The 25,270-nt window shown below is 55.6% G+C and carries 20 protein-coding genes, 1 tRNA gene and 1 pseudogene; 6 read left to right on the forward strand and 16 right to left on the reverse strand.

Going from position 1 to position 25,270, the window contains the following annotated elements; genetic code table 11:
• Positions 1 to 17: 17 nt before the first annotated feature.
• On the reverse strand, positions 18 to 1,469 hold the full coding sequence (locus ABD971_RS24035; protein WP_339938764.1) for a sigma-54-dependent transcriptional regulator: 1,452 nt from the start codon (positions 1,467 to 1,469) through the stop codon (positions 18 to 20).
• Positions 1,470 to 1,498: 29 nt separating this feature from the next.
• A complete protein-coding gene (locus ABD971_RS24040) occupies positions 1,499 to 3,016 on the reverse strand; it encodes a sensor histidine kinase (RefSeq protein ID WP_345326277.1) in 1,518 nt (505 codons plus the stop codon).
• A 485-nt stretch (positions 3,017 to 3,501) separates the two neighbouring features.
• On the opposite strand from ABD971_RS24040, the gene ABD971_RS24045 reads away from it, so the two are divergent.
• From ABD971_RS24045 to ABD971_RS24055, 3 genes are all read left to right on the forward strand, one after another.
• Entirely contained in the window at positions 3,502 to 4,026 is a 525-nt protein-coding gene (locus tag ABD971_RS24045; RefSeq protein WP_345326279.1) for a HEAT repeat domain-containing protein, read from the forward strand.
• A 282-nt stretch (positions 4,027 to 4,308) separates the two neighbouring features.
• Positions 4,309 to 5,325: a site-2 protease family protein gene (locus ABD971_RS24050; protein WP_345326281.1), complete on the forward strand. Its 1,017-nt coding sequence runs from the start codon at positions 4,309 to 4,311 to the stop codon at positions 5,323 to 5,325.
• A 378-nt stretch (positions 5,326 to 5,703) separates the two neighbouring features.
• Entirely contained in the window at positions 5,704 to 6,513 is an 810-nt protein-coding gene (locus tag ABD971_RS24055) for an inositol monophosphatase family protein (RefSeq protein ID WP_345326283.1), read from the forward strand.
• 97 nt (positions 6,514 to 6,610) lie between these two features.
• On the opposite strand, the gene cmoB is transcribed toward ABD971_RS24055, so the two are convergent.
• Genes cmoB through ABD971_RS24075 form a run of 4 tightly spaced genes read right to left on the reverse strand, consistent with a single transcriptional unit; the run spans position 6,611 to position 10,447 of the window.
• Positions 6,611 to 7,639 (reverse strand): tRNA 5-methoxyuridine(34)/uridine 5-oxyacetic acid(34) synthase CmoB, encoded by a 1,029-nt coding sequence (cmoB, locus tag ABD971_RS24060; RefSeq protein WP_345326285.1) that lies wholly within the window; start codon positions 7,637 to 7,639, stop codon positions 6,611 to 6,613.
• Positions 7,588 to 8,334 (reverse strand): carboxy-S-adenosyl-L-methionine synthase CmoA, encoded by a 747-nt coding sequence (cmoA, locus tag ABD971_RS24065; RefSeq protein ID WP_345326287.1) that lies wholly within the window; start codon positions 8,332 to 8,334, stop codon positions 7,588 to 7,590. Before cmoA ends, cmoB begins: the two co-directional genes overlap by 52 nt.
• Positions 8,335 to 8,385: 51 nt before the next feature.
• The gene (locus tag ABD971_RS24070) at positions 8,386 to 8,670 is read right to left on the reverse strand and encodes an acylphosphatase (RefSeq protein ID WP_339938778.1); all 285 of its coding nucleotides are present in this window, start codon (positions 8,668 to 8,670) and stop codon (positions 8,386 to 8,388) included.
• Positions 8,671 to 8,674: 4 nt separating this feature from the next.
• The gene (locus ABD971_RS24075; RefSeq protein WP_339938780.1) at positions 8,675 to 10,447 is read right to left on the reverse strand and encodes a SpoIIE family protein phosphatase; all 1,773 of its coding nucleotides are present in this window, start codon (positions 10,445 to 10,447) and stop codon (positions 8,675 to 8,677) included.
• Between the two features lie 400 nt (positions 10,448 to 10,847).
• Here ABD971_RS24075 and ABD971_RS24080 point away from each other — a divergent pair.
• Positions 10,848 to 10,919, forward strand: a tRNA-Gln gene (locus tag ABD971_RS24080).
• A 763-nt stretch (positions 10,920 to 11,682) separates the two neighbouring features.
• Here the strand turns inward: ABD971_RS24080 and ABD971_RS36110 are convergent.
• The 10 genes and pseudogenes from ABD971_RS36110 to ABD971_RS24130 form a co-directional block, all read right to left on the reverse strand.
• Positions 11,683 to 12,225: pseudogene (locus ABD971_RS36110) on the reverse strand (hypothetical protein); the annotation flags it as partial.
• 208 nt (positions 12,226 to 12,433) lie between these two features.
• Positions 12,434 to 12,718 carry a hypothetical protein gene (locus ABD971_RS24090; RefSeq protein ID WP_345326293.1) on the reverse strand — a complete coding sequence of 95 codons (285 nt, stop codon included), beginning with the start codon at positions 12,716 to 12,718 and terminating at the stop codon, positions 12,434 to 12,436.
• Positions 12,718 to 14,052: a replicative DNA helicase gene (locus ABD971_RS24095; RefSeq protein ID WP_345326295.1), complete on the reverse strand. Its 1,335-nt coding sequence runs from the start codon at positions 14,050 to 14,052 to the stop codon at positions 12,718 to 12,720. The genes ABD971_RS24090 and ABD971_RS24095 overlap by 1 nt, the downstream gene beginning before the upstream one ends.
• Complete coding sequence (locus ABD971_RS24100; RefSeq protein WP_345326297.1) at positions 14,049 to 14,864, reverse strand: hypothetical protein; 816 nt, start codon at positions 14,862 to 14,864, stop codon at positions 14,049 to 14,051. Before ABD971_RS24100 ends, ABD971_RS24095 begins: the two co-directional genes overlap by 4 nt.
• The gene (locus ABD971_RS24105; RefSeq protein ID WP_345326299.1) at positions 14,861 to 15,319 is read right to left on the reverse strand and encodes a hypothetical protein; all 459 of its coding nucleotides are present in this window, start codon (positions 15,317 to 15,319) and stop codon (positions 14,861 to 14,863) included. The genes ABD971_RS24100 and ABD971_RS24105 overlap by 4 nt, the downstream gene beginning before the upstream one ends.
• Positions 15,320 to 15,606: 287 nt before the next feature.
• A complete protein-coding gene (locus ABD971_RS24110; protein WP_345326301.1) occupies positions 15,607 to 15,801 on the reverse strand; it encodes a hypothetical protein in 195 nt (64 codons plus the stop codon).
• A gap of 72 nt (positions 15,802 to 15,873) precedes the next feature.
• A complete protein-coding gene (locus tag ABD971_RS24115; RefSeq protein WP_345326303.1) occupies positions 15,874 to 16,905 on the reverse strand; it encodes a hypothetical protein in 1,032 nt (343 codons plus the stop codon).
• A gap of 595 nt (positions 16,906 to 17,500) precedes the next feature.
• Positions 17,501 to 18,028 carry a hypothetical protein gene (locus ABD971_RS24120; protein ID WP_345326305.1) on the reverse strand — a complete coding sequence of 176 codons (528 nt, stop codon included), beginning with the start codon at positions 18,026 to 18,028 and terminating at the stop codon, positions 17,501 to 17,503.
• A 1,104-nt stretch (positions 18,029 to 19,132) separates the two neighbouring features.
• The gene (locus tag ABD971_RS24125) at positions 19,133 to 21,751 is read right to left on the reverse strand and encodes an alpha/beta hydrolase-fold protein (RefSeq protein WP_345326307.1); all 2,619 of its coding nucleotides are present in this window, start codon (positions 21,749 to 21,751) and stop codon (positions 19,133 to 19,135) included.
• Positions 21,752 to 22,572: 821 nt separating this feature from the next.
• A complete protein-coding gene (locus ABD971_RS24130) occupies positions 22,573 to 23,139 on the reverse strand; it encodes an OsmC-related (seleno)protein (protein ID WP_345326309.1) in 567 nt (188 codons plus the stop codon).
• A 148-nt stretch (positions 23,140 to 23,287) separates the two neighbouring features.
• On the opposite strand from ABD971_RS24130, the gene ABD971_RS24135 reads away from it, so the two are divergent.
• Both ABD971_RS24135 and ABD971_RS24140 read left to right on the forward strand, forming a co-directional pair.
• Positions 23,288 to 23,737: a MarR family winged helix-turn-helix transcriptional regulator gene (locus ABD971_RS24135; protein ID WP_345326311.1), complete on the forward strand. Its 450-nt coding sequence runs from the start codon at positions 23,288 to 23,290 to the stop codon at positions 23,735 to 23,737.
• A 195-nt stretch (positions 23,738 to 23,932) separates the two neighbouring features.
• Positions 23,933 to 24,748 carry a hypothetical protein gene (locus tag ABD971_RS24140; protein WP_345326313.1) on the forward strand — a complete coding sequence of 272 codons (816 nt, stop codon included), beginning with the start codon at positions 23,933 to 23,935 and terminating at the stop codon, positions 24,746 to 24,748.
• The last annotated feature ends 522 nt before the right edge of the window (positions 24,749 to 25,270 follow it).

Consider the following 25,270-nt stretch of genomic DNA (forward strand, 5'->3'; position numbering starts at 1 on the left):
ATTAGATATCCGGAACATCAATCTTGATGTTCCGTTTCCGATCGCAAGCGTTTTTCAAACGTCAGTCCCAAGTCGGTGATTTTCGTTCGCAACGTGCTGCGTGCGATCCCTAAAATCTCGCTCGCTTGGGCTTGGTTTCCACCCGCGTGGCTGAGCACTTCGGGCAATGCGATCCGATCGATCTCGTTATGCAATTTCTGATACAGATTGGGTTGGTTCTCCGAGAGCAACTCATTGACGAATTGCTGAAGATTGGCAATGTCCAACCTCGAGGAAGCTGCGACAGGGGACGCCGGCAGCTCACCGCGACACGAGGGCGGCAAGGAATCGACGGAGAGAACCTCCCCCACATTTCGCACCAATGCATGCTTCACCGCACTTTGCAGTTCACGCACATTGCCCGGCCAAGGATATTGTTTCAGCCGTGACATTGCCTCTGGAGCGATCGAGCGGACTTGCTTGTGCAAATCTTCGTTGAATAGCTTGACAAAGTGCTCGACAAAGATCGGGATATCCTCAGCACGCTCTCGCAGCGGAGGCAATTGGATCGTGAACACACTGAGTCGGTAGTACAAGTCTTCGCGAAAATCGCCTTCGCTGACCATCTCCAACAGGTTTCGATTGGTTGCCGCGATGACTCGCACATCGACCTGGATCGTTTCGTTATTGCCGACGCGTTCAAAGCTTCCGTCCTGTAATAACCGCAACACTTTGGCTTGGGTCGCCGGCGTCATATCGCCGATTTCGTCAAGGAAAATCGTCCCTCCATCAACTTGTTCAAACTTTCCCACCCGGCGTTTTTCGGCGCCGGTGAACGCGCCACGCTCATGGCCAAACAATTCGCTCTCAAGTAAGTTTTCAGGCAACGCGGCGCAGTTGATGGCCAAAAAAGGACGATCGGCACGACGACTGTGCTGCAGGATCGCACGTGCGATCATCTCTTTCCCAGTCCCGCTCTCGCCTAAAATCAAGGCGTTCACGTCTTGCGGAGCAACCTGGCCAATCGCCTTGTAAACCTCTTGCATCGCGGGCGAACGACCGACGATCTGTTCCGCAGTCGCATCGCCGTCCGGCGAGACCGAAAAGGTGGTCGCAGCCTGTCCCAACCGACGCATCTCGATCGCACGATGGACCGTTGAAAGTAATTTATCGAACTCGACAGGCTTCAAAAGGTATTCGAACGCCCCTCGCTTCATCGCTTCGATCGCCGTTTCCGTTGTCGAAAACGCAGTGATGATGATCACGGGAATTCGCGAATCGAGCTGGTGCAAACAATCAAATGCGTCCAGCCCCGACATATCGGGCAGCCGCACGTCCAAAATGACCGCGTCGGGGTGATGCTGTTTAAACGCAGCGATCCCTTTTTCAGCGGTCGCCGCCGTGATCACTTCCAATTCATCCGTTTCCAAACTCTTCTTGAGCGAATACAGCAGGTTCGGTTCGTCATCAATGATCAGTAGTTTCGACACTTCAGATTCCAACAGCATAAAAAGAGCAACTATCGAGTTTCCGCGAGCACGCTGGACAACGGCAACATCACCTTGAACACGGTCCCGCCTTGATCTCGATCCTCTGCCGTCAAATCACCTTGGTGAGCCTCGATGATCCGTTTCGAAACGGCCAACCCGAGTCCCACTCCGGGGTCCTTCGTGCTGAAGAAGGGTTCAAAAATACGAGCGCGCTGTGCGTCCGGCAATCCGCAACCATTATCCGCCACGCTCAAACATATCCAATCTTGTGAAACGTTCGAGAGTTCCCCCCCGCTGTGCTCACCTCTTTGACGCTGAACTTCGACCGTGATCTGACCGTGATTGGCAACCGCATCAAAGGCATTGAGCAGCAGATTCAGTAGCACTTGCCTCAGTTGTGTTGCATCCCCTTGAACCGTAATCGGTTCCTTCGGCATTCTACACACAATCTCGATCTGACGGGTCTGGGCACGACTGGCGACAAGATCAAGCGTTTGCCGGACGATCGGAGCCAATTCGACCGATTGGGATTGCAGCGGTGCGGGACGAGCAAAATCAAGAAAGGTTTGCAACAAGCTATCCACACGGGTGATTTCTTCATCCAAAACCGCCAAATCGGTGGCGTTTAAACTGGCCAATTCGTCTTGTCGTCGTGCCGATTGAACCAGCGTTTTCATACACATCAGAGGATTTCGGATCTCGTGCGCCAAACCTGCCGCCAATTGGCCGACGGCAACCAATTGATCGGCACGAATCACTTCGTGATGCCGCATTTGTAGTTGCTCGACCACCGCCCCCACACGATTGGAAACATTCTCGAGCACCAACTGCAGATCTTGCAGCGTCGGATCGGCCGAGATTTCGATCGGCCCCACCACGGTGTCAAGTTTTCCAGCGACATCGCGAATCGGCACGGTCAACAGAAACATCGATCGATTGATAGCGCGGGCGACGCCGTAACCCGCCTCCAACCCCACGACGCCACCGCAAGCCCCCAGCAGCGCCATCACCAACGCCAACTTTTGAGCCATCGCTTGGTTTTGCTGGTTACTTTGCTCGAGCTCTTTCTCGTTCAGATCGAGGTAGCGGTGTGCCGCTTGCAAAACGTGCTGCGAAAGCATCTCGTCTTGAAGGCTTCGCACGCTCGCAAAAGAGATCTCTGTCGCGGGATCGTCAACGAGCCGGTGAAGATCAGCAAAATATTCATCCAACCCCTCCGAAACTTTTGCGAGACACTCGATCTCTTCGTCCGAACCGGAGAGTTCGGATGCGGTGGCCAACCAGTTTTTCGCTTCCTGCTGTTTGCTGACCGCCGTCACCAGATGTTCCCGATCCTCGGTCAACAAAAACACGCTTAATTCGTGCCGCATCTCACGAACAATTAATTCCATCGCTTCGGCCGCCCGGATGCTCGCCACGTTGACGTCAAGAATTTGCGAATTTTGACGCTGCAATTGCAGTACATACCAGGCTCCTGAAAACCCCAAGCACAACAACAGAAAGCCGGTTACCGGCAAAAAGACTCCCAACTTGTTTCGTAGCCTCATCGGATCAGTCTCGGAGTTAAATTGGATGAAATTTAGCCGTAGAACCGTAAATTCGACTTCTCGCGGTGGTATGCCGTGCAAAGGCGTTGCCGCAATGCCGGGGATTCGAGTATTTCCACCCACATCATCATGTCGCCCGCAAGGTCAATCAAACCATTGGCAAAGCCCGTGCCTGAATGAGCCCGTGCCTGAATGAGCCCGTGCCCGAACGAGCCCGTGCCTGAATGTCAAGTGCGTCTCTCGATCGCCGTCAATGGATGCGACCTCCGAAACCGCCCGTCGCTGTTTCGATTTCCCCCCCTCACGCTATCGAGAATCCTGCTCGCCGCCATGACATTGATTTGTTCTTTGGTGTGCTCCGTGGGTATACTGAACAAACGCCGGGTCGCGCCAAGGTTTCGGCTCTTACTGTGTTTTGATTTTGCTTTGCTTGACGCCCCCGGGGCTAAGACCGAAACGATCTCCAACGTTAGGAACCGCAAGCAATGAAGACGCATGAAATCAGTTTGGCCATCAAACAACTTGCTTCGGATGATGGCGTGGTCCGCGAGAAAGCCCGTAACGCGTTAGTCGCCGCAGAGAGTCGCGATGTGACGGAAGCTCTGATCGCCGAATTAGTCGATTATCGCCATCAAGTTCGCTGGGAAGCGGCAAAGGCGTTGTCACAAATCGGAGACCCCATCGCCGCGTTGCCGTTAGTGCACGCGATGGACGACGATGACCACGACGTTGCCTGGGTCGCCGCCGAAGGCGTGGCCGAGATGGGCGAAGTCGGGCTGCAAGCGGTGCTCAGCGGGCTGTCCCATTCGAGCCGTTCGGGGTCGTTTTACAAAGTCGCTCATCATGCCTTGAAAGAAATTCGCAAACATGGCAAACATCGCGATGTGGTTGCCAAAGTAATGGCCACACTCGAAGGGGTGGAACCGCGTCTCTCCGCTCCGATCGCCGCCTACGAAGCGTTGCAAGAACTCCGCGGCAACGGATCGCCCGCGAACGGACCTGCCCACTAGCTGACGTGCCCGCTATCTGATCTGCTCACCCCGCTAGGCCACGGTCACGAAGGTCCACGTTTCGGTCGCAACGATTCTGTCACAGACTACGCTAACCCCACCTACTGTGACGGGTAGATCGTGGCAAATTGCCCCATCGAGGTGGTGTTCCCCAGCCGCTTTTTCGCGTGAAGTCATGAGCAGCAGGGCATTGTTCCGCAGAATTGGCAGTCCCAAACCGTTGGCACAGCGTATGCATCCATGAACTGCCTTGAGTTCAAATTTTTCAAGGGAGACTGATTCATGAGCGGTTCATGGCATTTGGGACGATTCGCCAATATTGACGTTCGCGTTCACTGGACGTTTTTACTCGTCCCTCTGTGGATCTATTTTTCGAGCCTTGCGGCGGGCAGCGGGGTCGCCGGCGCGACCATTTCGGTGCTGTTCGTGCTCTCGATTTTCGCTTGCGTGTTGTTTCATGAATATGGACACGCGCTGATGGCACGCCGCTTTGGCATTCCCACACGTGATATCACGATACTGCCCATCGGTGGCGTCGCTAGTCTCGAGCGGATGCCTCGTCGCCCGGCGCACGAGTTGGCAATCGCCGTCGCCGGCCCGGCAGTGAATGTCGTGATCGCTGCCGCGATTTTCCTCGGCTTCGCGATCTTGGATCCCACCGCCGGCGCCGTCACATCGTTCCTAAGCCGCTTAGCGCTCGTCAATGTCGCGTTGGTCGTGTTCAATATGCTGCCTGCGTTCCCGATGGACGGTGGCCGCGTCTTGCGATCAATCTTGGCGATGACGATGCCCTACGCGTCAGCAACCCGTATCGCTGCGAACGTGGGACAAGTCACAGCGGTCGGCTTCGGTTTACTTGGATTGATCAGCGGCAATTTGATGCTCGTCTTCATTGCCGGATTTATCTTCCTCGCGGCTCGTGGCGAAGCGATGCTGGCCACAGCTCCGGTGCGGTACGATGTCGCTTCGGAGGCGCGCAGTCATGTCGCTCCTACATCTTGCCGTGACGAGGGATCGAGTGATGCGGTCAAAGCTAGGTTGCTGAACCATCCAGGCCCAAACTTTCCCGACGTTCGCTCGCTGCCAATTATCAGCAGTCAGTGGAACGCGAAAAACGCATTAGGGTGGTTGGGCAGCAACTCATTGGAAAAGTTCTTGGTGTCCAGCGGCGGATCGGTCGTGGGGATGATCAACAAAAGCGATCTGCAACGCGTGGTTCGTGAAGGCCGCGGTGCCATGGCAATCGAACGCTTGCTGGCGCTGAGGATCATTCCGATGCAATCGCTCCGCTCGGCTTGAATCGCCAAGCGGTGATGGAGCGTCGGTGCCGGTATGTTGCAGACAATCAAGCGATGCGGGTCGCCATCTGTTTTGTCACGACAATCACGGCAGAAAACCTGTATTGGCCCCACTTTCAGCTCACCTGATCGACGCTGACGTCACCTGCCCGCTAAGGCACCAAGCCAACAAAAGCTCGAGAATCAGCCAATTTGTCGCTTGGCCTCGATTTTGGGGGCCCCGACATCTGGGGGAATCGGCATTAGAAGACTCGACATCTGGGACTCGGCATCTGGGACTCGGCGATCGGGGGCTTCGACATTAGGGGCTTCGGCAATCGAGTGATTCCTTGGTAATGTATTGCACGTCCCATCCTTTCTTCGCAACCGAGACCCATTGATGCTCGACCGTAACGAACTTTTACTGACCGCCACGAGTGCCGCACGCGTCGGCGGCGAGATCCTGCTTCGCTATTTCCGCGACGGCGTGACGATCCGCAACAAGTCCGAATCGGGCGGCAAGACGTACGACTTGGTCAGCGATGCGGACCTGGAGAGCGAGCAAGCGATCGCCAACTTTTTGCGGACCCGCTATCCCGACCATGAACTGCTGGGCGAAGAATCGCTCGCTGGCGGCGCCACCGACGCCGAACATTTATGGATCATCGATCCGCTGGACGGCACCAATAACTTCGCGCATCGGTTACCTCATTTTGCCGTCTCGATCGCCTACTACCACCGCGGTGAACCGGTGGTCGGTGCAGTGTTTAATCCGGTTCGCGATGAGATGTTTACGGCGACGAAAGGGGGCGGTGCCGCGATCAACGGCGTCGCAGCCTCGGTTTGCAATTCCGAAAAATTGAGCGAAGTCTTGATCGGTTGTGGATTCTATTACGATCGTGGCGACATGATGCGAAGCACGCTTGCGGCGATCGAAGCATTTTTTGGCAACGACATTCATGGCATCCGGCGGTTCGGCACCGCGTCACTGGACCTTTGCCAGGTCGGCTGCGGTCAGTTCGGCGGCTTCTTTGAATACCAACTTTCGCCCTGGGATTTTGCTGCCGGACGATTGTTTGTCAGCGAGGCTGGCGGCCAAGTCAGCGATGCCAAAGGTGCCGACTTGCCTCTAAAAACAACCAGCCTGGTTGCCAGTAATGGCAAACTGCACGAGGCCATGCTGCAGATCACCAAGCAGCACCATCCCTAAAACATCCGGCAATGGTTTCGGTGGCCCACGGCCCACGGCCCAGGAAATGCGATGACGATTCGCAGAGCGTTTCAATCCACGCGGGTCAGCCAGTCGCTTAGGACTTTGTCGCCACGACAATCGCTCGAACCGGCGACGGGTAGCCTTCGACCGTACGTGATCGATCGACCGGGTCCAAAAAATCAACCAGCGAGTGAAAGGTCATCCACGGTGTTCCCCGCTGTTCTGCGGGCGTGGTCGCGGTCACATCAATGACGTCGATGTTGGTGAACCCGGTCCGATCCAACCACCGCGTCAACATCGGTACCGAAGGGATAAACCAGACGTTTCGCATCTTGGCATAACGATCCTCGGGCACGAGCACCGTCGCTTCGTCCGACTCGATCACCAACGTCTCGACCACCACCTGTCCTCCGGGCTTAAGCGTTTCCGCCAGCGTTTGTAGGTGATCAATCGGGCTGGTGCGGTGATACAACACGCCCATCGAAAGTGTCAAATCGAATGCTTGCAGTTGGCTGGGAAGATCCGTATCGGCCAAAGGCACGATGAAATGCTTCTCTGGTCCTGTCGCATAGCGGCGCATCGCTTCGAACTGCATCACGTACAAAAGATAGGGATCACACCCGAGCACCCAATCGGCTCCCGCATCGATCATCCGCCACCCGTAGTATCCGTTGCCACAGCCGACATCGAGCACCGACTTGCCACGAAAATCCAGCGACTCGGCCAAACGATCCCACTTCCAATTGGATCGCCATTCGGTATCCACCGAGACTCCAAAGAAATCAAACGGTCCTTTCCGCCACGGATGCATTTGCATCAGCGTCGACGTCAGCGAATCAGCATCACAGCCCCCCGTAGCGAGCGAACCGCGAACCGTCACGGCATCGCCGCTGGCATCGATCGACGCGTCCTCGCAATCCGGCAGCGACTGCCAAGCACGTGTCCATTTATCGAGATTGCCGTGTTTGGAAGGATGAAATCGCTCGCTGCAAATCCGCCGCAATTCGCTCGCCCAATCGGTTAAACCTCGGTGACGCAATTGTTCAAACAATGCCTCTCGATCAAATAACGTCACGCTGCCGACTCCGCTTTGACCGCCAAAATCGAGGCAAAGTTGAAGCATTGGAACCACGGCGCGACACAATCAAAGCCTGCGGCATAAAGTCGATCGACGTGCGTTTGCATGGTCTCGGGGATCAGGCGATCTTCTAACGCGGTACGTTTCTGAGCAATTTCGAGATCACTGTATCCATTGGCCCGTTTAAAATCATGGTGCAGATCATTCAGCAGCGATTGTTGCCCCGCATCGTCGAAACAAATCTTTTCCGAAATAAGCAGCGCGCCCCCTGGCACGATCGCATCCGCGACCGCCGTTAATAGCGAGGCTCGTTGATCTTTGGGGATGAACTGAAGCGTCAAATTCAGTACCACAAACGAAGCGTTGGTCATCGGGAATCCGCACACGTCTGCTTGATGTACGTGGACCGGAGCCATGGCCGATTGCGGCTCGCTGTCTTGCAATTTCGCTTGCAATCGCTCGACCATCGCCGGCGCATTATCGACTGCGTGAATGACACAATCCTGCGGCACTTGACGCTGAATCAATAGAGTGGCAGCGCCAAGGGAACACCCTAAATCGTAGACGTTCGTTTTTGCTTGAGCGAACCGCGGAGCCAATTGCTGGATCATCGCCAAAATCGACGCGTAGCCCGGAACCGATCGCGCGATCATATCGGGAAAGACCTCGACCACCTGTTCGTCAAAGGCGAAGCTGCCGACACGTTCGTGAGGCAACGAATAAATCCGGTCGCGTTTCATCAAAGCTCGTTCATTGTCAAAAGGACCTTCGTGGTCAGAAATCTAGCGTGCTTAGGAATATCGAATCCGAAACTCGTCCGCACGCTCTTCTGCGGGCAATGTTTCGATTTCTCGGTCGTCGATGTTACCTTTCATCGATTCTTCGATTCGCTTTAACAATTCCCGCAGTTCCGATTCGGGGCCGACCACATCCAATTCAACGGATCCATCCCCTCGGTTTCGCACAAATCCCCGCACGCGGAGACCGATGCTTTGTGAAAGTGCGTTCGCGCGAAAACCAACACCTTGGACTTGACCACGGAAGCGTACAACGTATCGAAGCTGCGAAGCGTTCATGGTTTCAGAATCCCGTGTCTTCATCGGCCAATTGGCCCAACATATCTTGGTCCGCAGTATCGGTTAGTTCACTGACCGTTTCGCCCGCCACCGCAAGCCGCTCGATCACGACTAAACACATATCGTCAAACGGCGGAGCATCGCCGACATGCTTCAGCACCGCTTCGACCAACCGGTCTTTGATCTCTTCGGCACGGCCACCGAGCGCCGTTAACTCGCGAACTTTATCGATCCCAAATTCGTTGTCGTCATTGTCCATGGCCTCGTTGATCCCATCGGTGTACATGACCGCTACATCGCCAACAGCCATCGGAAACTCGACAGCTTCGTACGACATTCCGTCATCAATCGCGATCGGCAATCCCGATTCTTCTTCGCCCGGTTCGACAGTTTTTCCGTCTCGGGCAAGCCGTACGATGGGGGCCATATGGCCTGCGTTGACGATCGTCACCGAATCGCTGGTGGGATCAATCACGATTAATAAAAACGTGACAAACCGTTCGACATGCAACCGGCTCATGCGATCATTCAGCCGCTCGACCGCTTGAGCCACGTTGGCATCGCTCGCCAAGCAAAAACGCGTTTCCGCCGACAATTTGGCCATGAACATCGCCGCCGCTACACCGTGGCCAACGACGTCGGCCACCACCACCGCAACACGTCCATCGGCCAGATGGATGTAATCAAAATAGTCGCCACCGATGTGGTTCGCCGCCTGATAGAAACTGCAAACCTGATAGCCCGGCGCATCCGGAGGTGATTGAGGCAAGAAAGCCTGCTGAACTTCCGTCGCCAATTTCAGATCTTGTTCGACTTCGCGTTGATGCAGCGCTTGCTCGTGCAATCGCGCATTGTTGATCACCACCCCGGCTTGGGCCGCTACCCCGCTGAGCAAATCGGTGTCTTCCTCACGAAATTGCCCGCGGCCTTTGAGCGAATCGATTTGTAAAGCGCCAAAGGCTTGTCCACTGCCATCAATCAGCGGAGCACAAATCATCGACCGGATCGAAAAATCGGCAATCGATTGGCTGCTGTCAAACCGGGTGTCTTCGGAGGCGTCGAGCGACAGAATGGCCTCGCCCGTTTTCATCACTTCGCGAATGATCGTACGGCTGATCCGGACGGTCTCACTCTCATCACGCGCTTGCCGTGTTTTGACCCAACGGGGAACCAAATTGCCATTGGCATCCTCCATCACGACAAAACCACGGTCCGCCGCCGGAAAGATATCAAACAAACTATTCAGCACTTTGGGCAGTACTTCGTCGAGCCCCAATGCGTTGCTGAGGTTGCTGTTGATTCGCATCAAGGCTTCGAGTTTCGCCTCGGGCGTTGCCGACAGCTTCAGCCCCTCACTGCTACTGCGGAATTCGACTTTCGAAGAGCTAATTTTCTCGGCATCCGCGTCTTCGACCATCATGATGCCGAAGTTCGATCCATCGAACGTCATCAGATTGTGGTCTTGGGCAAATTCGGGGACGGCGTCTTTGTGAAAGACGAGCTCCACGTCACTAATGCGAACGCGGTCTCCTTCCCGCAGCACCTCAGGCTGGCTCAGCAGTTGCCCATTCAAAAAGGTGCCGTTGCGGCTGCCCGAGTCTTCGACGAGGAAGTCGCCATCCTGATGCACGACTTTGGCGTGGTAGCGGCTGACCGCGCCGGCATCGACCACTATATGGCAATCCGGGTGCCGGCCGATCACGGTCTCGCCGTCTTGCAGACGAAATCGTTCTGCGCTGCCGTCATCTCCGATCGAACTTGTCGACAAGAAAGCCATAGGAAATGCCTTGGAATCTAGTAAATCAAAATGGAGGGCGCAGCGCTGGGCCACGGGCCCGTCGACCAGGATCGCTGGCGTTTCGCGACGGATTCCCCACGCCCTAAGACGCCAAATGCTCGCGGTGAGCCGTGCCGGAAGCACATTCTATGCCAATTGGGCCCAAACAACAACGAAGGAATCGGAACACCACCTTGACTGCGAATCAAAAAACGATCCAAATAGACGCAGCGACTGGCAGTAGCGAAGAATGCAATTTCGCTTATGATGGTCGTCGCAACTGCGGAAAAGGCGACACGGAGCCGAAATATTCAAATCGGAAACATTTGAATGCGGCTGGCAAAATGAAGGCGGCTTCGGAATCAAAACAGCTTCCGCGTCAGCGCATTCGCAACAACACTGCCCCATAGTGTAATTGGCAACACGACAGATTCTGACTCTGTTATTCTAGGTTCAAGTCCTAGTGGGGCAGCTAGACTCATAAAACCCCGTGTTCCAGGCACCTCACAAGCCTGTTTCGCGGGGTTTTTTCGTGGGGTGATTGGCTCTTTTCCTTGGTGATTTGCACCGATGACACCGCCACGGACACCGCCAGAGCCATTAATGATCGATTCAGCATCGATTGCCTCACCGGTCACCTCATTCGAGCCCGCGGCCCAATGGTCATCAGTCACCTGCAAATAGTGCTTCTCAGCCGTTTGGCTCGAATGACCAAGCCATGAGTTAACAACGTGATCCTGGTGCCGCTCCTGCAGTTCGGTGCGGCGGGTCGCTCTCAGGTTCTGGAACGTCTTGGGCCATGGGACGACTCCGGCCGACTCGATGACTCGGTTTAGCTGGGTGCCCACATTGGCCAATCGATGATATCGGTGAATGCACCGCACCGCCCCATCGGGTGCCGACTCGGACGATGCAAGCAGGAACGGCATCAGCTCAGGAAAGATGGGACAGAACCGCAAGCCGGTCTTTGGTGAGTCGATACGCAACCGCTCCACATCCCAGAGGATGTCCGTCCACTTCATGGCGAGCACCTCACATCGTCGCAGGCCTGCAAAGCGAGCAAACGCAAATACCAACCGCCAGTCATCATCGGGACAGGCAGTAAGGACGGCCGCGGCGGTCTTGCGGTCAATGTAGTGATCACGACTGCGATTCACTTCGCTGCTCGTTTTCAGTTCGGCAAAGGGATTTTCGGTTAGCAACCGGTCCTTAACCGCATGGGCGAACATCGTCTTGGCCCGCTTCACGTGCTTGCTCACTGTCGCTTCGGCCATCGTCGCGGTCGGCTTACCGTCGGCATCCCACTTCACCGGTCGGGCAAGCATCCATCGACGCCAATTCTCGGCATCAGCAACCGTAATCGCTGCGAGTATGTGACGCTCTCCAAACCGCTCGACCAACAACCGTCTGGCATGTCCGTAGTTGTCGATCGTTGCCTGTTTCAGATCGGTACGGCTGGCAATGTACGCATCGCAGAACGGGCCAAGCAGTCGAGCATCATCACCAAGCGATGTATGTCGCTTCGGGTCGACCAAACCGATGCGGGCAAGAGAGTCAAAGAGCTTGCCCTGAAGATCGATCGCCCAGTTAGCGGTCGCTGGATCAATCCCACCTCCAGACGCCTTGGCTCTAACAAGTTCGTCAACGTGACGCATCACCGTTTCGGCGCGTCGCTTACTTGGATCACTTAGCCACAGAGACCGACGCTTGCCATCGTGCCGAAACTGTAACCGCCACCCAACTCGTCCACGGTCATTCTCTTTACGCAAACTCGCCATCGTGTCACCTCTCACGTCACCCAAAAGAAGAAAGAGCAACGGCGGGCCGGTGGGTGATGACCGGTGTTCGGGAGCTTACCCCTAGCCGTTGCGAGGTCAGTTTAGCAAGCTCGATGCCTGCGTGTATGTAGATTTTCCTGTGGCCCAGTCGGAAGGCCCTACGCGCACGCGCACACACGCGAGCAACATAGCACGCACTCCGGGCCTCCTATTGGGCCCAAAAACGCCTTGTTCGTTCCCTGATTTCACGGGCATCGGTGTCACATCGAGAGCACCGCCAATCGTCATCCATTCGCTGGGTGTCGCAAACTCTCCGGCATCGTGGACACGTTGGAACGTCGGTCGGATCCATCTCATCCATCGCCAAGAGTCGCTCTGCGTCATCGTCGGCGGCCATGCCCCAGGCAAGCCTGCGAGTGCGTTCGTCAGTCGCGGTGAACACTACCGGAACGATGGGAACGATGGTGCTGTGGGTGTTGGTCGTGGTGTCCATCATTTGCCCTCCCGCGATCGAAACATTGTGTACTTGCCGACAAGCTCAACCGGGAATCTGTTCTCCGAGTCGTTTCGCATTTTCGCAACGATCAACTCATAGTCTGTGGAGTGCTCCGCGATCTGGTGGAGCATGATTACACCGTCCGCATCCTGCTCGATCGATCCGCTGTCGCGAAGGTCAGACAATCTCGGACGCCTTGGGTTGCCACCGCTCTCGCCACCTCGGTTTAGCTGCGATAGGACAATCACGACGATGCCCAGCTCTCTCGCCAATTGCTTAAATGCCTTCGAGTTTGCTGTGACGAACTCGTAGTCTGTTTGTCTTGGCGATGACTTGGCCATGATTTGCAGATAATCCACTGCCAGCACCTCGATGCCCCATTTCGCTTTGGCCAGCCTCGCTTGTGCCGCTATCGCCTCCATCGTCGCTGCTTTTCCCTTGGGCGCTGCTATGTAAATCACGCTGTGCTCGGTGTCGCTGACGGTTTTGCGTAGTCGCTCAAGCTCGTCGCTGCTCAATAGGCATCCACCGGTGTCATCCACCTCTAGCATCTTGCCGTCGATTTCGGCTCGTTCCGACAAGACTCGCGATGCAAACTCATGCGGCTCCATCTCCAGCGAGATACACAGCGATGACCTTCCTCGGACGTCCAACGAGTTGAAAATCTGCTTCATCAATGCCGACTTGCCCCGCCCAGGCCTCGCTGCAATTACGTAGGATCCGCCGCATCGCAGGCCTCCATAGACTTCATCAAGACACGTTATGCCGGTTGGGATCAGCTTGCCGACTTCGGATGCCTCGGGATTCTCGATCAGTTGCAGCCTTTGCAATGCCGCCTCATGGAGGCTCAGCGTGTCCGTGGTCGTCGATCCGTACGCTACCACGTCATCGATCTTGCTTCGGATGATGTTGGCCGCCTCGATCGGATCGTCGACCGCCTCGATGTCGTCGGCGAGTTGCTTGGCGATGGCTCTGAGCTGTCGTCGTACCGAGTGCCGCTTGACGTCCGTGGCGTAGGCTGTCGCGTTAGCCGATACCTCGATGTCCAGGTATCGTTTGATGAATTCACTCTTGCCGCCGAGAGCCTCCATCAGCCCTGCATCTCGGATGTGAGCCAATAGCCGCCCAATGTCACGCGTCGACTCATTGGCGCCGTCCATCGCTGTGACGATCTCCCACAGCCGACGATGGTGATCGCTCGCGAAGTCGCTGGCATCGACGATGGCGGATGTCTCATCGATCGTGTCGGGATCAGAGATTATGGCAGCGAGTAGGCACCGCTCGGTCTCGGTCACGCGGTCGCGGGCGGTCGGTCGGTCATGATTGGTCATTGGGGTGATCTCCGTCGCTTGATTGGTGGTGGTGGTGGTGTCGTTGGCTCGCGATCGTCCGCGCGTCCTCTTGGTTTGTCCGGTAGAAACAATCCCTGCCACTGACTGGCCGTACTGTTTTCGAGCGCAACACAGGCGTCAGCCTCTTCCCAGCCACCTAGCTTCTTCAACGCGGCCTTGGCGGCAGTCGGTGTCAGCGCCTTTTTGACTTCGCGCCTCATTTCGCAGTAGTCTTCCCAGGCCTCTCGGAATTCGTCAGAGCCAAATGGCAGATCAACTTTCGCAGGATCAAATGATGGCTCGGTCTTCTTCTTTTTGGGTGTATGGGTACTGGGTATAGAAAGCGTTCCCCTTTCCGTTCCCCTTTCCGTTCCCTTTTGGGAACGGTTCGCAGCTTGATCCGTTCCCTTTTGGGAACGGTTCGGCTTCGTTCCGTTCCCTTTTGGGAACGGTTCGTGTCCCATCGGGAGCCATTCAGGCACCAATGTCCAATACACTCCCATCTTGGTTCTGGTTCCGGGAACGTGATGAAGTAGCCCAGCATCCTCTGCAGCCTTCCGGATGCGATTTAAATCCTTGGGCGAGCCTTTGCCGAACTGATTCATCATTTCCTTTCGCCAATACTTTGGCGGTTTGGCATAGTGCAGCTTGTCCTCACACGACGCGACAAACACGCAAAGCAGGACCGCCTCCATGCCGATGTCTCGTATTGCATCGCTCGCCATCAGGGCCTTGATGTATCGGATTGCGTAGCCGATGTTTTTCCGATCCGCAGACGGATACTGCGGCAAAGTCGTATCACGCTGGGTCATGTTGCACCTCCAGTGAGTCGAAGGTACAGCACCGCCGCTAGGCTCCGATCGTGCCCATCGGGGACCGTGTTGTATCGGCTTAGCCGCTTGGCAAATTGTCCCGCTCGGGTGCCATCGACGTGCAGCGTGCCGTCATCGATCCACACACGCGAGCACTGGGCCATCGCACACAAAACGTGATACGTGGCGCCAAGCCGAAGGTCCTCGATGCGGTCGATTTCGTCGGCCGAATAGCCCTTCTCGGTCAGTAGCTGTCGTCGGCGGCGATGCACAGCCAGTCGTATCGCCAGACGGTCGGACGCCGCCATCTCGGCTACCTGTCGCGCGATCTCACCCACACGTCCGGCGATACGTACACGCCCACAATCAGCTTGGGCTCGTGGCTCGTGTCGGGTATCATCGTGGTGACGGGTCGCACTGTCACGCGTTTTCTTGGGGTGGTGGTCAATCAACATTGGTCACTGCCCCTTTTTCGTGGGCTGCGGCCAGTGCCGCGATGACCGCATCAGGCTGATACAGTCGCCGACTCCCAATCGTGATGCTGGGGATCTCCCCGGCTGCCCTTGCGCGATCCAAGGTCGGCCTCGACACACCGAGGAGGTCTGACATGCGGTCGCCATTGACCAGACGGGGCTCGGACGACTCGGACAGTAGGGGCTGCAGGGCCTCGATGAGGCTGCCGCATATAGCTGATATCAGCTCATCCAGGTCGACAGATTCGATCACTGTCGATCGTGTTGGATTAGCCACGGGCCACCTCCTTCGGCTCAGGGGTGGTGGTAATGCCGATGTCTACGAGTGAGATGCCGTAGTCCGACAGCTCGACCTCAGCGCTACGCAGCAGCAGGTCATCACCTGATAGAGACGCCGATCGAGCAATCCGTATGAGTGCTCGTACAGCGTCGACGTTTGGGTTTGGTTTTCGTTTTTTGGCCATGAGTGGTCCTCCTACACTCATGGGCCTCCGGTATCCATTTCTCGCCGGTATCGCCGAGACGGTACCGAAAAACTACGTATTTTGCCGTGTCAGATTTTTTCTTGCGGTACCGGACGATACCGGTGACGACACAGCATCTTGGTACTCGGGAGACTTCACGACGATTTCCATTGCCTTGCCGATCGTCCTTTTGCTCCGCCCTAGCTTTAAGGCCCAATTGTCTTGGGATGTCTTTGCTTCACGTCGGTCTTTCCGTATTCGATCGATGATTTCGCCAGCCGCAATTTCGTGAGCGGGCCGCTTCGATAGCTGGCCTAGTACGCTCGCCAAGCCCTCCATCGCCCCCGGCGATAACAGCAGGCCGTCGCGTTCCTCATCTGGCTTATCGACGTTCGGCTCGTCGGCTTCGGGTGACTCCGTTCTTGCGACTCCCTCACGCTTCGGACGTGTGTCGTACAGCGGATCCAATGCAGGCGGCGCTAGCTCATCAGCCAGCCCGATGGCAAAATCCCTCTTGATTCGAGCCTGTTCTTTTCGCAACCGATCGAGAATCAGCTTCTTGATATGGGGATGGAATGGATTGTTAGATTGGCGGTCTCGGTATCGCTGTAGTCGGTCGATCTCTTGCGGGGTTCGCTCCTCTTCCGGCTTTTCAGCGATGTGGCTCGCCTCACGATAGTGGTCCGTCGCCATCAGGTTCCAAAACGCAATGCGGCTCTCTACGTCGGCGATTGCCTTCCATGCGGCTTGGTATTCCGATTCAGGGACGATGACCGTTTCCATACCCGGGTACCACGAGTAGTAAACCGGGTGGGCCGGAATAGTGAATTCATCCATGTCGTCCAGCAGCGGCCCCATCCGGCCAAACATGCTCCGCAGATAGGCGTACCGGCCTTCCAGAAGCTCCAGACGCTCTTGGAGTAGCTCAGCCGTCTCATCGATCGACAGCGGCTTACCATCCCGCATCGCCCTGGCGTTGGGCTCCGGCATCCAGTTTACCGACAGTGACTTCACGACGCTTTCAGCCGTCTTGTACGCATCGTTCGCGAGGTCTCGCCAAGTCAGTTCGCGCAGTTCCAAGTCTACAGATTCGGCATCGGTCATCAGAATCACCTTGCTTGTTTGAAGGGCCGATCCAACCGAGTGAGCGCAAGGTGTCGCACCACTCGGTCAGATCGTTAGGCGAGGATCAGTCGCGTACCCGCATTCGCCGGGGGATCAGCCCAGCAATTCGGTTAGATGTGGGGATCGGTCCACGGAGCCCATTCTCGTGACAACCAAGACCGTGTCCAGGGCACTTTTTGCCGTTTGATTGGTCCTGATGATTCCTGTAAGCGATTTAACGCATCGAGTAGTCAACTCGACAGATTATGCCCGTTTGAGGTTTCGCGGCGTCTCCGTCGACAGCAGGGGCGTTGCTGGTGGCGTTAACGCAATTGCCACAGTCGGGATTCACGTTTCGGGCGTTTCCACTAACAGATCCCAGACGCTGCGGCGCAGGGACCCCTACCCCTTTTTTTTGGGATAGCCCGTGTAGCGCTACGTTTGTTGATTCACTCACCGTTCCCTTGTGAGGGTGGGAGCAATCAGACCTCCAGAAAGGACCCGTGACTTAGATATACCCTACCTTGGTACACCCGCGTGAACAGCGTGATCTTCATCGATGGCTGGCATCTCCAAACATCACTAACTTGAAGACTCAATCAATCTTGAATTCCTTTTTGTACTCATCAAGAGTCCATGTAGATATCGTTCTAACAAGGAACGGCATCTTGCTTGGGTCTGTGATCGTGCCAGTCAGCGGATCAGAAAGAATCTTCTCAAGAACGTCGAATTTCTTACCTTCATCTGTCACCTCAGGGAGATCGAATGCGACTTCCCGGTAATTGGATTTGACGAATTCCCATGATTTGTTATCCGATCGGTACCGGTACTCGATCGGAACGGAAAAGGTGACGACGGCTGGAGTTTCGTATCCTGGGACATGCCGCGTGAACCATTTGGTGTTATCGATCACCTTAAACTTGACGATCCCAACGAACGGATAAGAAAGCGAGTCGTTTTCCCTGAGGTCTGTATCGACTAGCGAGAAGACGACTCCATCAAGTGCCAAGTTTTGATACCGAGAAAGCTCTGACTCGGCGAAGACGCTAAATGAATCGGGGGTTGGTGTGCCGGTTGAGCATCCGGCGATAGTTAGGGCGAGTAGAACCAAAAACGATCGCATTAATTTCAATCCTTATCAGTGGGGAATTCTGGTTTCGGCCACAGCCTTTGTCATTTGCCAAGAACTCGATTGTAACTCCGCGACATCCCTCCGTTGCATTCGCCTTCCTACCGATGGCAACATCTCCCAAATTTCCCACGGTGACTAGTTGGGCGAGTCCTGATCATCGCCGAGGTGTTTCCGGCGTGTCTTCAGCCCGCTTCCTTTTCCAAGGCGTCAGCAGTCAATTCCCTGGAATAGCTTTGGTGGAGGGTAGATCAAGACGCCCTACCGCTTCGCTCCGGTTGGGTTCGGCAATCGCGTTACTTGGTCCGATCGACTCGCCAGATCTCTCGCTACGCTCATCAGCTCGGCTTTCGCAGGATCATCCAAGCCACTCCAGATCGCCAATAGTTCATTGCCTTGGTCGTCGCTCCCGTGCGCGGATGACACCGCCACGGACACCGCCGAAACGTCGGATTGCGTATTTCCCCGTGTCTCAGCCGATTGTGAGCGTCCTAGTGGGGCAGCTCTCGCAGCCGAAAACGCGGGACTTTTTGCTGGCAATGGTCAAACACTCCAAAGTCCGCCACGTTTGCAGCTCTGCGAAATGCGTCCACTCGCACCTCACGGAACCACAATTCGCTGAGCTGCCAGATCGCCTCGCCGCACTTCGCGAACTCATCCGATAATCGACGAGCCGTTCTCGTCATCGATTTCTTCAGGCAACCACGTCTCATCCTCGTGCAATTTTGCGGGGCAATTTCTCGAGTTCTCGAGTTACCTTTGAGTCAGTCTTTAGGCTCTTTTGAGGGTCGACTCAAGAAGGGCCTTCTAAAAAACCGGGCTGGCATCAACCGCAACGAGTCGGCGGCGTGGGCACGACGTGGGGCATGGACACCTCAGCGTGCTGCAGTATCCGACTCCAGTGAAACGTCCGGTCGATGAAACCGGAGCACGCTTAGTTAGGCGACAACACACTCCGGAGTCGGTCACCGGAGCACTGAAACCGACCTGCAACTCCCGAGAAAAGAGTCCGCGTACCTTTTTCTCTCCCGTACCTTTTTCTCTCCCTAACCTACTGAAAGACACTTGCCTGGCAGATTAGGAACGGATCCAACTTCACTATTGGATCTGCAGTTCACGCTGGTAGACCGCTCGGCCGTTGGTGATAAAGAGGGTCTCGTGGTTCTCGCCAGCGATCGTGCAACTGGTTAACGGCATGGTCTTGTCGGGTTTGGGAAGCACGCCGCACGGACGTCCCGTTGGGTCAAAAATTTGCACGCCTAACTCGCTGGTGACGTAATACCGCCCGGCTTTATCGACGCACATGCCATCGCCACGAGAGACGGTGCTGTATGGCGGTGGTTCGTTGAACTTGAATTCCCCCTTGGGGTCGATCAGCAGTCGCATCGGCATGGTCGGCATCTTAGCATCCAATTCGCCATCCGCATTGACGCGGAATGTCCACGTGTAGGGACCACCATGGTCAGAAACGGCAAGCGTTCCGCCGTCATTCGACAGCGCGATCCCGTTGGGACGTGTGATGCCGGTGTCAGCGACCGAAACCTCACCCGTCTTGATGTTGATTCGCGTGACTTGCTTCGCTTGCGTCTCAGTGATGAAAATGAAGCCGTCCTTGGTGATCGCCATGTCGTTGGGTTGCACATCGGAAGCGACGACTTTCACATCGCCGTTGGTTGCATCGATGGCGATCACGCGTTTCTGTTTGCCTTGGCATGCGTACAGCAATCCGTCGGGACCGAATTCGAGTCCGCTGACGGACTCCTTCGCAATCACGGTTTTCTCACCGCTGATTGCGTCGACGCGGTAGACCGCAGGTGCCTTCATGTCGCAGAAGTAGAAGTTGCCTTGATCGTCGCTGCACGGAGCATCGGCGAAGCCCAGATCCTGGGCAACGACTTTCCATGACTCACCCGGCACAAGTAGATTCAACAGCGTGAGGTCGCCACGCAAGTCGTCACTCGTGTCAATGGTCGGCGAGTGAGCTTCGTTTCGCCATAGCCACTTCATCGCATCGGGAAAACGCGAGCTTCCGTAGTCCGCGTTATGCATGTAGCCTTCGGCCCAATCGAAACGGACGTCATAGCCCATATACTTCAGTGACGATGCCATCTGTTGGTTCGCGATCGGCCAACTTCCAAACGCATTGTCGACGTCGCCGCTCGTGTCAGCCATGTAGACACGGATTGGCTTGGGTTCCGTTTTCCGCACGAGTCCCGAATAGGCATCGCCACCACGGAGATTGGTGTAGCTGCCGACGCTGTTGTAGACCTTTTGGAACTGGTCGGGCCGCTCCCAAGCAACGGTAAAGGCACAGATCGCACCGGAACTCGATCCACCGATCGCACGCATCTTGGGATCATCGGAAATGTTGTAACGTGATTCCACTTCCGGCAGTATTTCGTCGAGCAGGAAAGTTGCGTAGCGATCTCCCAGTCCGTCGTACTCAAAGCTGCGATTGGACGACTTGTTGCCTTTGCGTGGTTTCGATTTGTGGTGGCCTGGATCGAGAAAGACGGCGATCGTGGGCGGCATGTCACCGCGAGCGATTAAGTTGTCAAACACAACAGGAATTCGCCAGCGTCCGTTCACGTCTCGCATTCGTTCGCCATCTTGGAACACCATCAACGCAGCAGGCGTGTCCTTGTTGTATTGCGCGGGAACGTAGACGGCCCAGTCACGAATCGTGTCGGGGAACATCTTAGATTCCCAGGGCTGCATAACCTCGACGGTGCCATGAGGAACATCGTCGCGTGGGACCGCGTCTGGGTGTGGCTCCCAGGCGGGCTTGGTCGCGGTGGACGGAATGTTGGTGGACTGGGCGTTGTCGTCCCACAGCCAACGAAGAGCATTGGGTAGTTCAAGCCCGCCCCATTTGCCGCTGTGCCCTCCCTCGGTCATCACCAATTTGTAGGTGTAGCCCGCGTACTGAAGTGCAGCGGCGAGCGAACGATTGCCGAGTGGCCAGTTGCCATGCAGATTACTGAGGTCGTCGTTGCCCTCTTGGAGATAGACCTTGATCGGCTTCGGATTCTCTTTCGTTTTGCGGACCAAGCTGGGATAAGCCCAACCACCACGAATGTTCGTGTAGCTGCCGATATGACTAAGAACTTTGCTGAACTGTTCTGGTTTCTCCCAAGCGACAGTAAAGGCGCACATGCCACCTGATGAAATCCCGCACACGGCGCGGTCCGCTGGATCGTCGGAAACATTGATCCCTTCGAGGGCGACGGGTAAAAACTCGTCGACCAGAAAGTTCGCGTAGCGGTCACCAAGTGAATCGTACTCAAACGACCGGTTGCTGCGACCATCGGCGCCCTGTCGCGTTGCCGGAATCGTGCCGGGATTCACGAACACCGCGACAGTGACTGGCATCGCTTTCTGGTGAATCAGGTTGTCAAAGACGACGGGAACGCGAAACGCACCGTCCGGCTTAGCGTAATTCATGCCGTCCATGAACACCATCAAGTTGACCGGTTGGTCGGGAGAGTACTGTGCAGGCACGTAAACGGCATAGTCGCGTCGTGTTCCGGGGAACAGCTTGCTCTGTTCAAACACGCCGCGGGTCAGCTTGCCAATCGGAACCCCCGTCTGCACCTCGCGATCACTTTCTCGGGCAGCACTTTGCTGAGCCGAGCAACACTGGGCGAATCCCACCAAGATGACAATGGCGACGCACGTGAAGGATTTCAGTGAGATCAAATGCAGAGTTCGTATCATCGAGAGTGGTCACTTGGGAATGGAAAGGGGAGTTGGCACGACACATCATAGCTCGTGCCGAGCTGCCTAGTGCTTTGACGCAGCTAAGAATCAGTGTTCACGTCGTCGCGAAAGTCGCCAAGAGACTTGGGAATCTGTCGACGAGTCTCGCTGCCTCAAAGTCGAGAATTAGCGAGAGACCTAGGTATTTTAATCAAAATGTACCCCAGAGGTGCAGCACTGGCTTTCGATGTTTGGTATTGGCGATGCGGTGTTCAAGATCCAAACCTCCACTTCGCCCCAATCGAGTAGTAGAGCGTAGGGCCGGTTCCCACCGGCCGGAACAGCTTGCTAACACTAAGCAGTTAGGCAGGAGTCTTTCAGTATATTGGCCGTTTTGGCGCTAGCCACGGTTCCGACGCTGAACCGGGGATAGCGATGGGCTGCTAAATCTTTGGTGTTAACATCGGATATTGGGGGTAAGTTTTCTTCGGGCCTATTTACCAGTTACCTCTCCACCGACGAAGTCGGGGGAGAGGTCGAGCACGCCCTTAAAGGCGTTGCTCGGGTGAGGGGGCGACCGCGCTATCGGCGAGCAATTCCAGCGCAAACGGCGTTATCGTCGGCGAGTGGCTTGCTCGGTCAGCCCCCTCACCCGAACGTCGCTGAAGGCTCCGTTCGACCTCTCCCCCAACGAAGTTGGTGGAGAGGTGGCAGAAAAATTGCGCAACCAAAAATCACGATAAGCCCACAATTTTAGCAGTCCAGTTTATCGCCCAAACGGCTAACGGGTTTTAACCCAATGATTGCGTGCCGTCCGTATGATCTTTCAAAGCTCACGATCAGCTGAGTAACTGTCCGTTGACCTTTGCTTGAATCGTCGATGGCACTGGATTCATGATCGACTGGTGGATGAAACAGCTGTTCTTTCCGACTTCGATCATCTGCCGCAACACGTCTTCGGGCTCGTCCGATTCAATGTCCAGATGAGTGACGACTTCGACGCCACGGCCAGCCAGCGTTCCTTTGATAACGGAGCCTTCCATCGCGAATCGCGTTTCCTGCGCGAGCTTCATACTGCGGATATTCAGATTCTTGACCTTCACGTAACGCGATAGCTGAGTTAACAGGCAGAACGCGATGCTGGCACTGTAGTAGGCCAGTGGCGGTGGCGCGGAATCGTCACCGCCCAAGTACGGGCCTTCGTCGCAGATAATTTCGAAGGTGCTGCCTTTGGGCTGATCGACCCGGACCGTTGCCCGTTTACGCATGTTGTCGAGCGATTCGGCCTCCAATCGCAACACGATTTCCCGCTTCTGAACGGGATTCAAACTCGATCCATGTTCATCGGGATCAGAGGATTCTTCGATTTTGCGGACGATGGGCGTGGCAGATTCTTGTGACACCATGGATGGGTTTCCCGTTCAAGAAGAGTGGCTAATAAGTTATCTCCTTGCTATTAGTACGCACACGTAGTAACATTTCAAGAGGGACGGCCGAGGAGCCGACAAGTTTGACGTCGTCGTAACACCATGTTCACCAGCGAAATCCTGACAAATGACCATTGAAGAATCGATCCCGATGCGGTTGCGACGAGCCTACCTGACGATGCATCGGGTTGCTCAAGCACACTTCGCTCGGTTTGACGTAACGGCTGACCAGTTTGTGCTACTGTCGCTGCTGGCAGAGGAAGATGGAATCACGCAGTCGGAACTCGCTAACCGCATGGTCTCGGACGCGAACACGGTGACAGCGATGCTGAAGTTGCTGGAACAGCGTGAGTACATTCGCCGCGTGCGTTGCAAAATCGACGGTCGCGCGCGGCGAGTGCATTTAACAGCGGCGGGAAGGCGGCTTGCGACAAAGCTGATCCGCAGTTCCGAAAAACTGAGGCTCTCAATCGAAAACGCGGTAACACCGGCCGAACGAAAAACTTTCGATGCGTCTCTTGATTTAATTGTCGACGTTGTCACAGCAAAAGACAACGAAGAAAAGAAAGCCGGTTGATCACTCCCCTACCACCGATCAGAAAGATTCATGATGAGAAGAGTTCTAGTAGGTTTTCTGCTTTGTGCGTCCGCATTCGGTTCCTCCCCTTCCGTGTTTGGGCAGGAAGTTCACGCAGATCGCCCAGATTGGTTTGACGGCAAGCCACGAACATTCGTTGTGAACGGCTATTCGACTTCATTCCACTGGCCAGCGATGCTGCAACGGAAGCTCGACCGATACTTCGACGGAAAGCGAGTGATTGAAGTGAAGTCGGCGACTCAGGGCTCGACGCCTATCGCGAAGTGGATGAATGTCGAAACGGGTGAGCCGATGCAACCGTGGACGACGAAACTTCGACCACTGCTAAAAGACGACTCCCGCCCCAAAATCGTGCTGGCTCAGCAATCGCTGCAGTGGGCCTTTGGCAGTCGCTCGGAAGGCATTCGTGATCAGAGCAATCAAGAGCATATCCGCAAAGGTGCAGACGTGATCAAAGCATACACGGACCTGTTAAAGGCCGACGGCGCGGATGCTGTTGTGATCGCAATGCATATTTACAAACAAGGAATGGAACCCGAGATCGGCAATGAACGACTATCGCTCGCTGCTTTTATCCAATCGAAACCGCATGATGTGTATGCAGGGCCGGATGTTTGGACGCCGACCAGCAAGATCTGGCCACAAGCGTTTCAGGCCGACAAAGTTCACCCAAACGACATGGGAGCCGAAGTGATGGCACATCACTGGTTCGCAGCGTTACTGACGATCTGCGGAAAGGACATTCCGCCGTGGAGTGCCGACGAAATGAAGCAAGCGATGGCCAACCCGCCAGCACTCGCAACACGCGACGGAAGGCCACAGCGTGGCGAGGGCAGAGGCATGGCGGCGCGGATGCTTCGCCATGATGCAAACAAAGACGGCAAGATCACGAAGGCCGAATTCCGTGGCCCAACTCCGATGTTCAGCCGTTTTGACAAAAATAACGACGGAGTCATCGACAATCAGGAACTGACCAGCTCAGCTCGGTAACGACAACACAGACACGTTGAGTAAGAATTCGCAAACGCAGAATGGGTGGGTGGCACCAATTCTCCAATCGATTTCTCCAAACGAGACGTCTTCAGGCAACCACGTCTCATCCTCTTGCAATTTTGCTGGGCAATTTCTTCGAGTTCTCGAACTACCTTTGAATCAACCTTCAGGCTCTTTGAAGGGCCTTCTAAAGAATCGGGCTGGCATCAACCGCAACGAATCGGCAGCGTGGTCACGACGTGGGGCATGAACACCTCAGCGTGCTGCAGTGGCCGACTCCAGTGAAACGTCTGGTCAGTGAAACCGGAGCATTCTGGGAATTGAGAAACCTGCTCCGGTGTCGGCCGCCGGAGCAGTGAAGTGGACCTTTCAAAACCGCTTCGATCGACTTGGCTCACGAAACACCGAATACAAGACCTGACGCTGGCGAAGCCTTCCCCCTGGCGGAAAAGAGTCCTGACACCTGGTATGTCCCCCAGATCAATGAAATCTAGTAAAGGGACCACCTAAATGCTCCAT

It is taken from the genome of Novipirellula rosea, from assembly GCF_039541335.1.
GTDB lineage: Bacteria > Planctomycetota > Planctomycetia > Pirellulales > Pirellulaceae > Novipirellula > Novipirellula rosea.

What these genes read in the sequence shown, in the direction of transcription:
- ABD971_RS24130 (WP_345326309.1), bottom strand. Translation starts at nt 23,139, where the DNA reads ATGGTGTCACAAGAATCTGCCACGCCCATCGTCCGCAAAATCGAAGAA.
- ABD971_RS24115 (WP_345326303.1), bottom strand. Translation starts at nt 16,905, where the DNA reads ATGACCGATGCCGAATCTGTAGACTTGGAACTGCGCGAACTGACTTGG.
- ABD971_RS24045 (WP_345326279.1), top strand. Translation starts at nt 3,502, where the DNA reads ATGAAGACGCATGAAATCAGTTTGGCCATCAAACAACTTGCTTCGGAT.
- ABD971_RS24120 (WP_345326305.1), bottom strand. Translation starts at nt 18,028, where the DNA reads ATGCGATCGTTTTTGGTTCTACTCGCCCTAACTATCGCCGGATGCTCA.
- ABD971_RS24075 (WP_339938780.1), bottom strand. Translation starts at nt 10,447, where the DNA reads ATGGCTTTCTTGTCGACAAGTTCGATCGGAGATGACGGCAGCGCAGAA.
- ABD971_RS24140 (WP_345326313.1), top strand. Translation starts at nt 23,933, where the DNA reads ATGCTGCAACGGAAGCTCGACCGATACTTCGACGGAAAGCGAGTGATT.
- ABD971_RS24050 (WP_345326281.1), top strand. Translation starts at nt 4,309, where the DNA reads ATGAGCGGTTCATGGCATTTGGGACGATTCGCCAATATTGACGTTCGC.
- ABD971_RS24110 (WP_345326301.1), bottom strand. Translation starts at nt 15,801, where the DNA reads ATGGCCAAAAAACGAAAACCAAACCCAAACGTCGACGCTGTACGAGCA.
- ABD971_RS24125 (WP_345326307.1), bottom strand. Translation starts at nt 21,751, where the DNA reads ATGATACGAACTCTGCATTTGATCTCACTGAAATCCTTCACGTGCGTC.
- ABD971_RS24040 (WP_345326277.1), bottom strand. Translation starts at nt 3,016, where the DNA reads ATGAGGCTACGAAACAAGTTGGGAGTCTTTTTGCCGGTAACCGGCTTT.
- ABD971_RS24090 (WP_345326293.1), bottom strand. Translation starts at nt 12,718, where the DNA reads ATGGACACCACGACCAACACCCACAGCACCATCGTTCCCATCGTTCCG.
- ABD971_RS24100 (WP_345326297.1), bottom strand. Translation starts at nt 14,864, where the DNA reads ATGACCCAGCGTGATACGACTTTGCCGCAGTATCCGTCTGCGGATCGG.
- ABD971_RS24055 (WP_345326283.1), top strand. Translation starts at nt 5,704, where the DNA reads ATGCTCGACCGTAACGAACTTTTACTGACCGCCACGAGTGCCGCACGC.
- cmoA (WP_345326287.1), bottom strand. Translation starts at nt 8,334, where the DNA reads ATGAAACGCGACCGGATTTATTCGTTGCCTCACGAACGTGTCGGCAGC.
- ABD971_RS24135 (WP_345326311.1), top strand. Translation starts at nt 23,288, where the DNA reads ATGACCATTGAAGAATCGATCCCGATGCGGTTGCGACGAGCCTACCTG.
- cmoB (WP_345326285.1), bottom strand. Translation starts at nt 7,639, where the DNA reads ATGCTTCAACTTTGCCTCGATTTTGGCGGTCAAAGCGGAGTCGGCAGC.
- ABD971_RS24070 (WP_339938778.1), bottom strand. Translation starts at nt 8,670, where the DNA reads ATGAACGCTTCGCAGCTTCGATACGTTGTACGCTTCCGTGGTCAAGTC.
- ABD971_RS24105 (WP_345326299.1), bottom strand. Translation starts at nt 15,319, where the DNA reads ATGTTGATTGACCACCACCCCAAGAAAACGCGTGACAGTGCGACCCGT.
- ABD971_RS24095 (WP_345326295.1), bottom strand. Translation starts at nt 14,052, where the DNA reads ATGACCAATCATGACCGACCGACCGCCCGCGACCGCGTGACCGAGACC.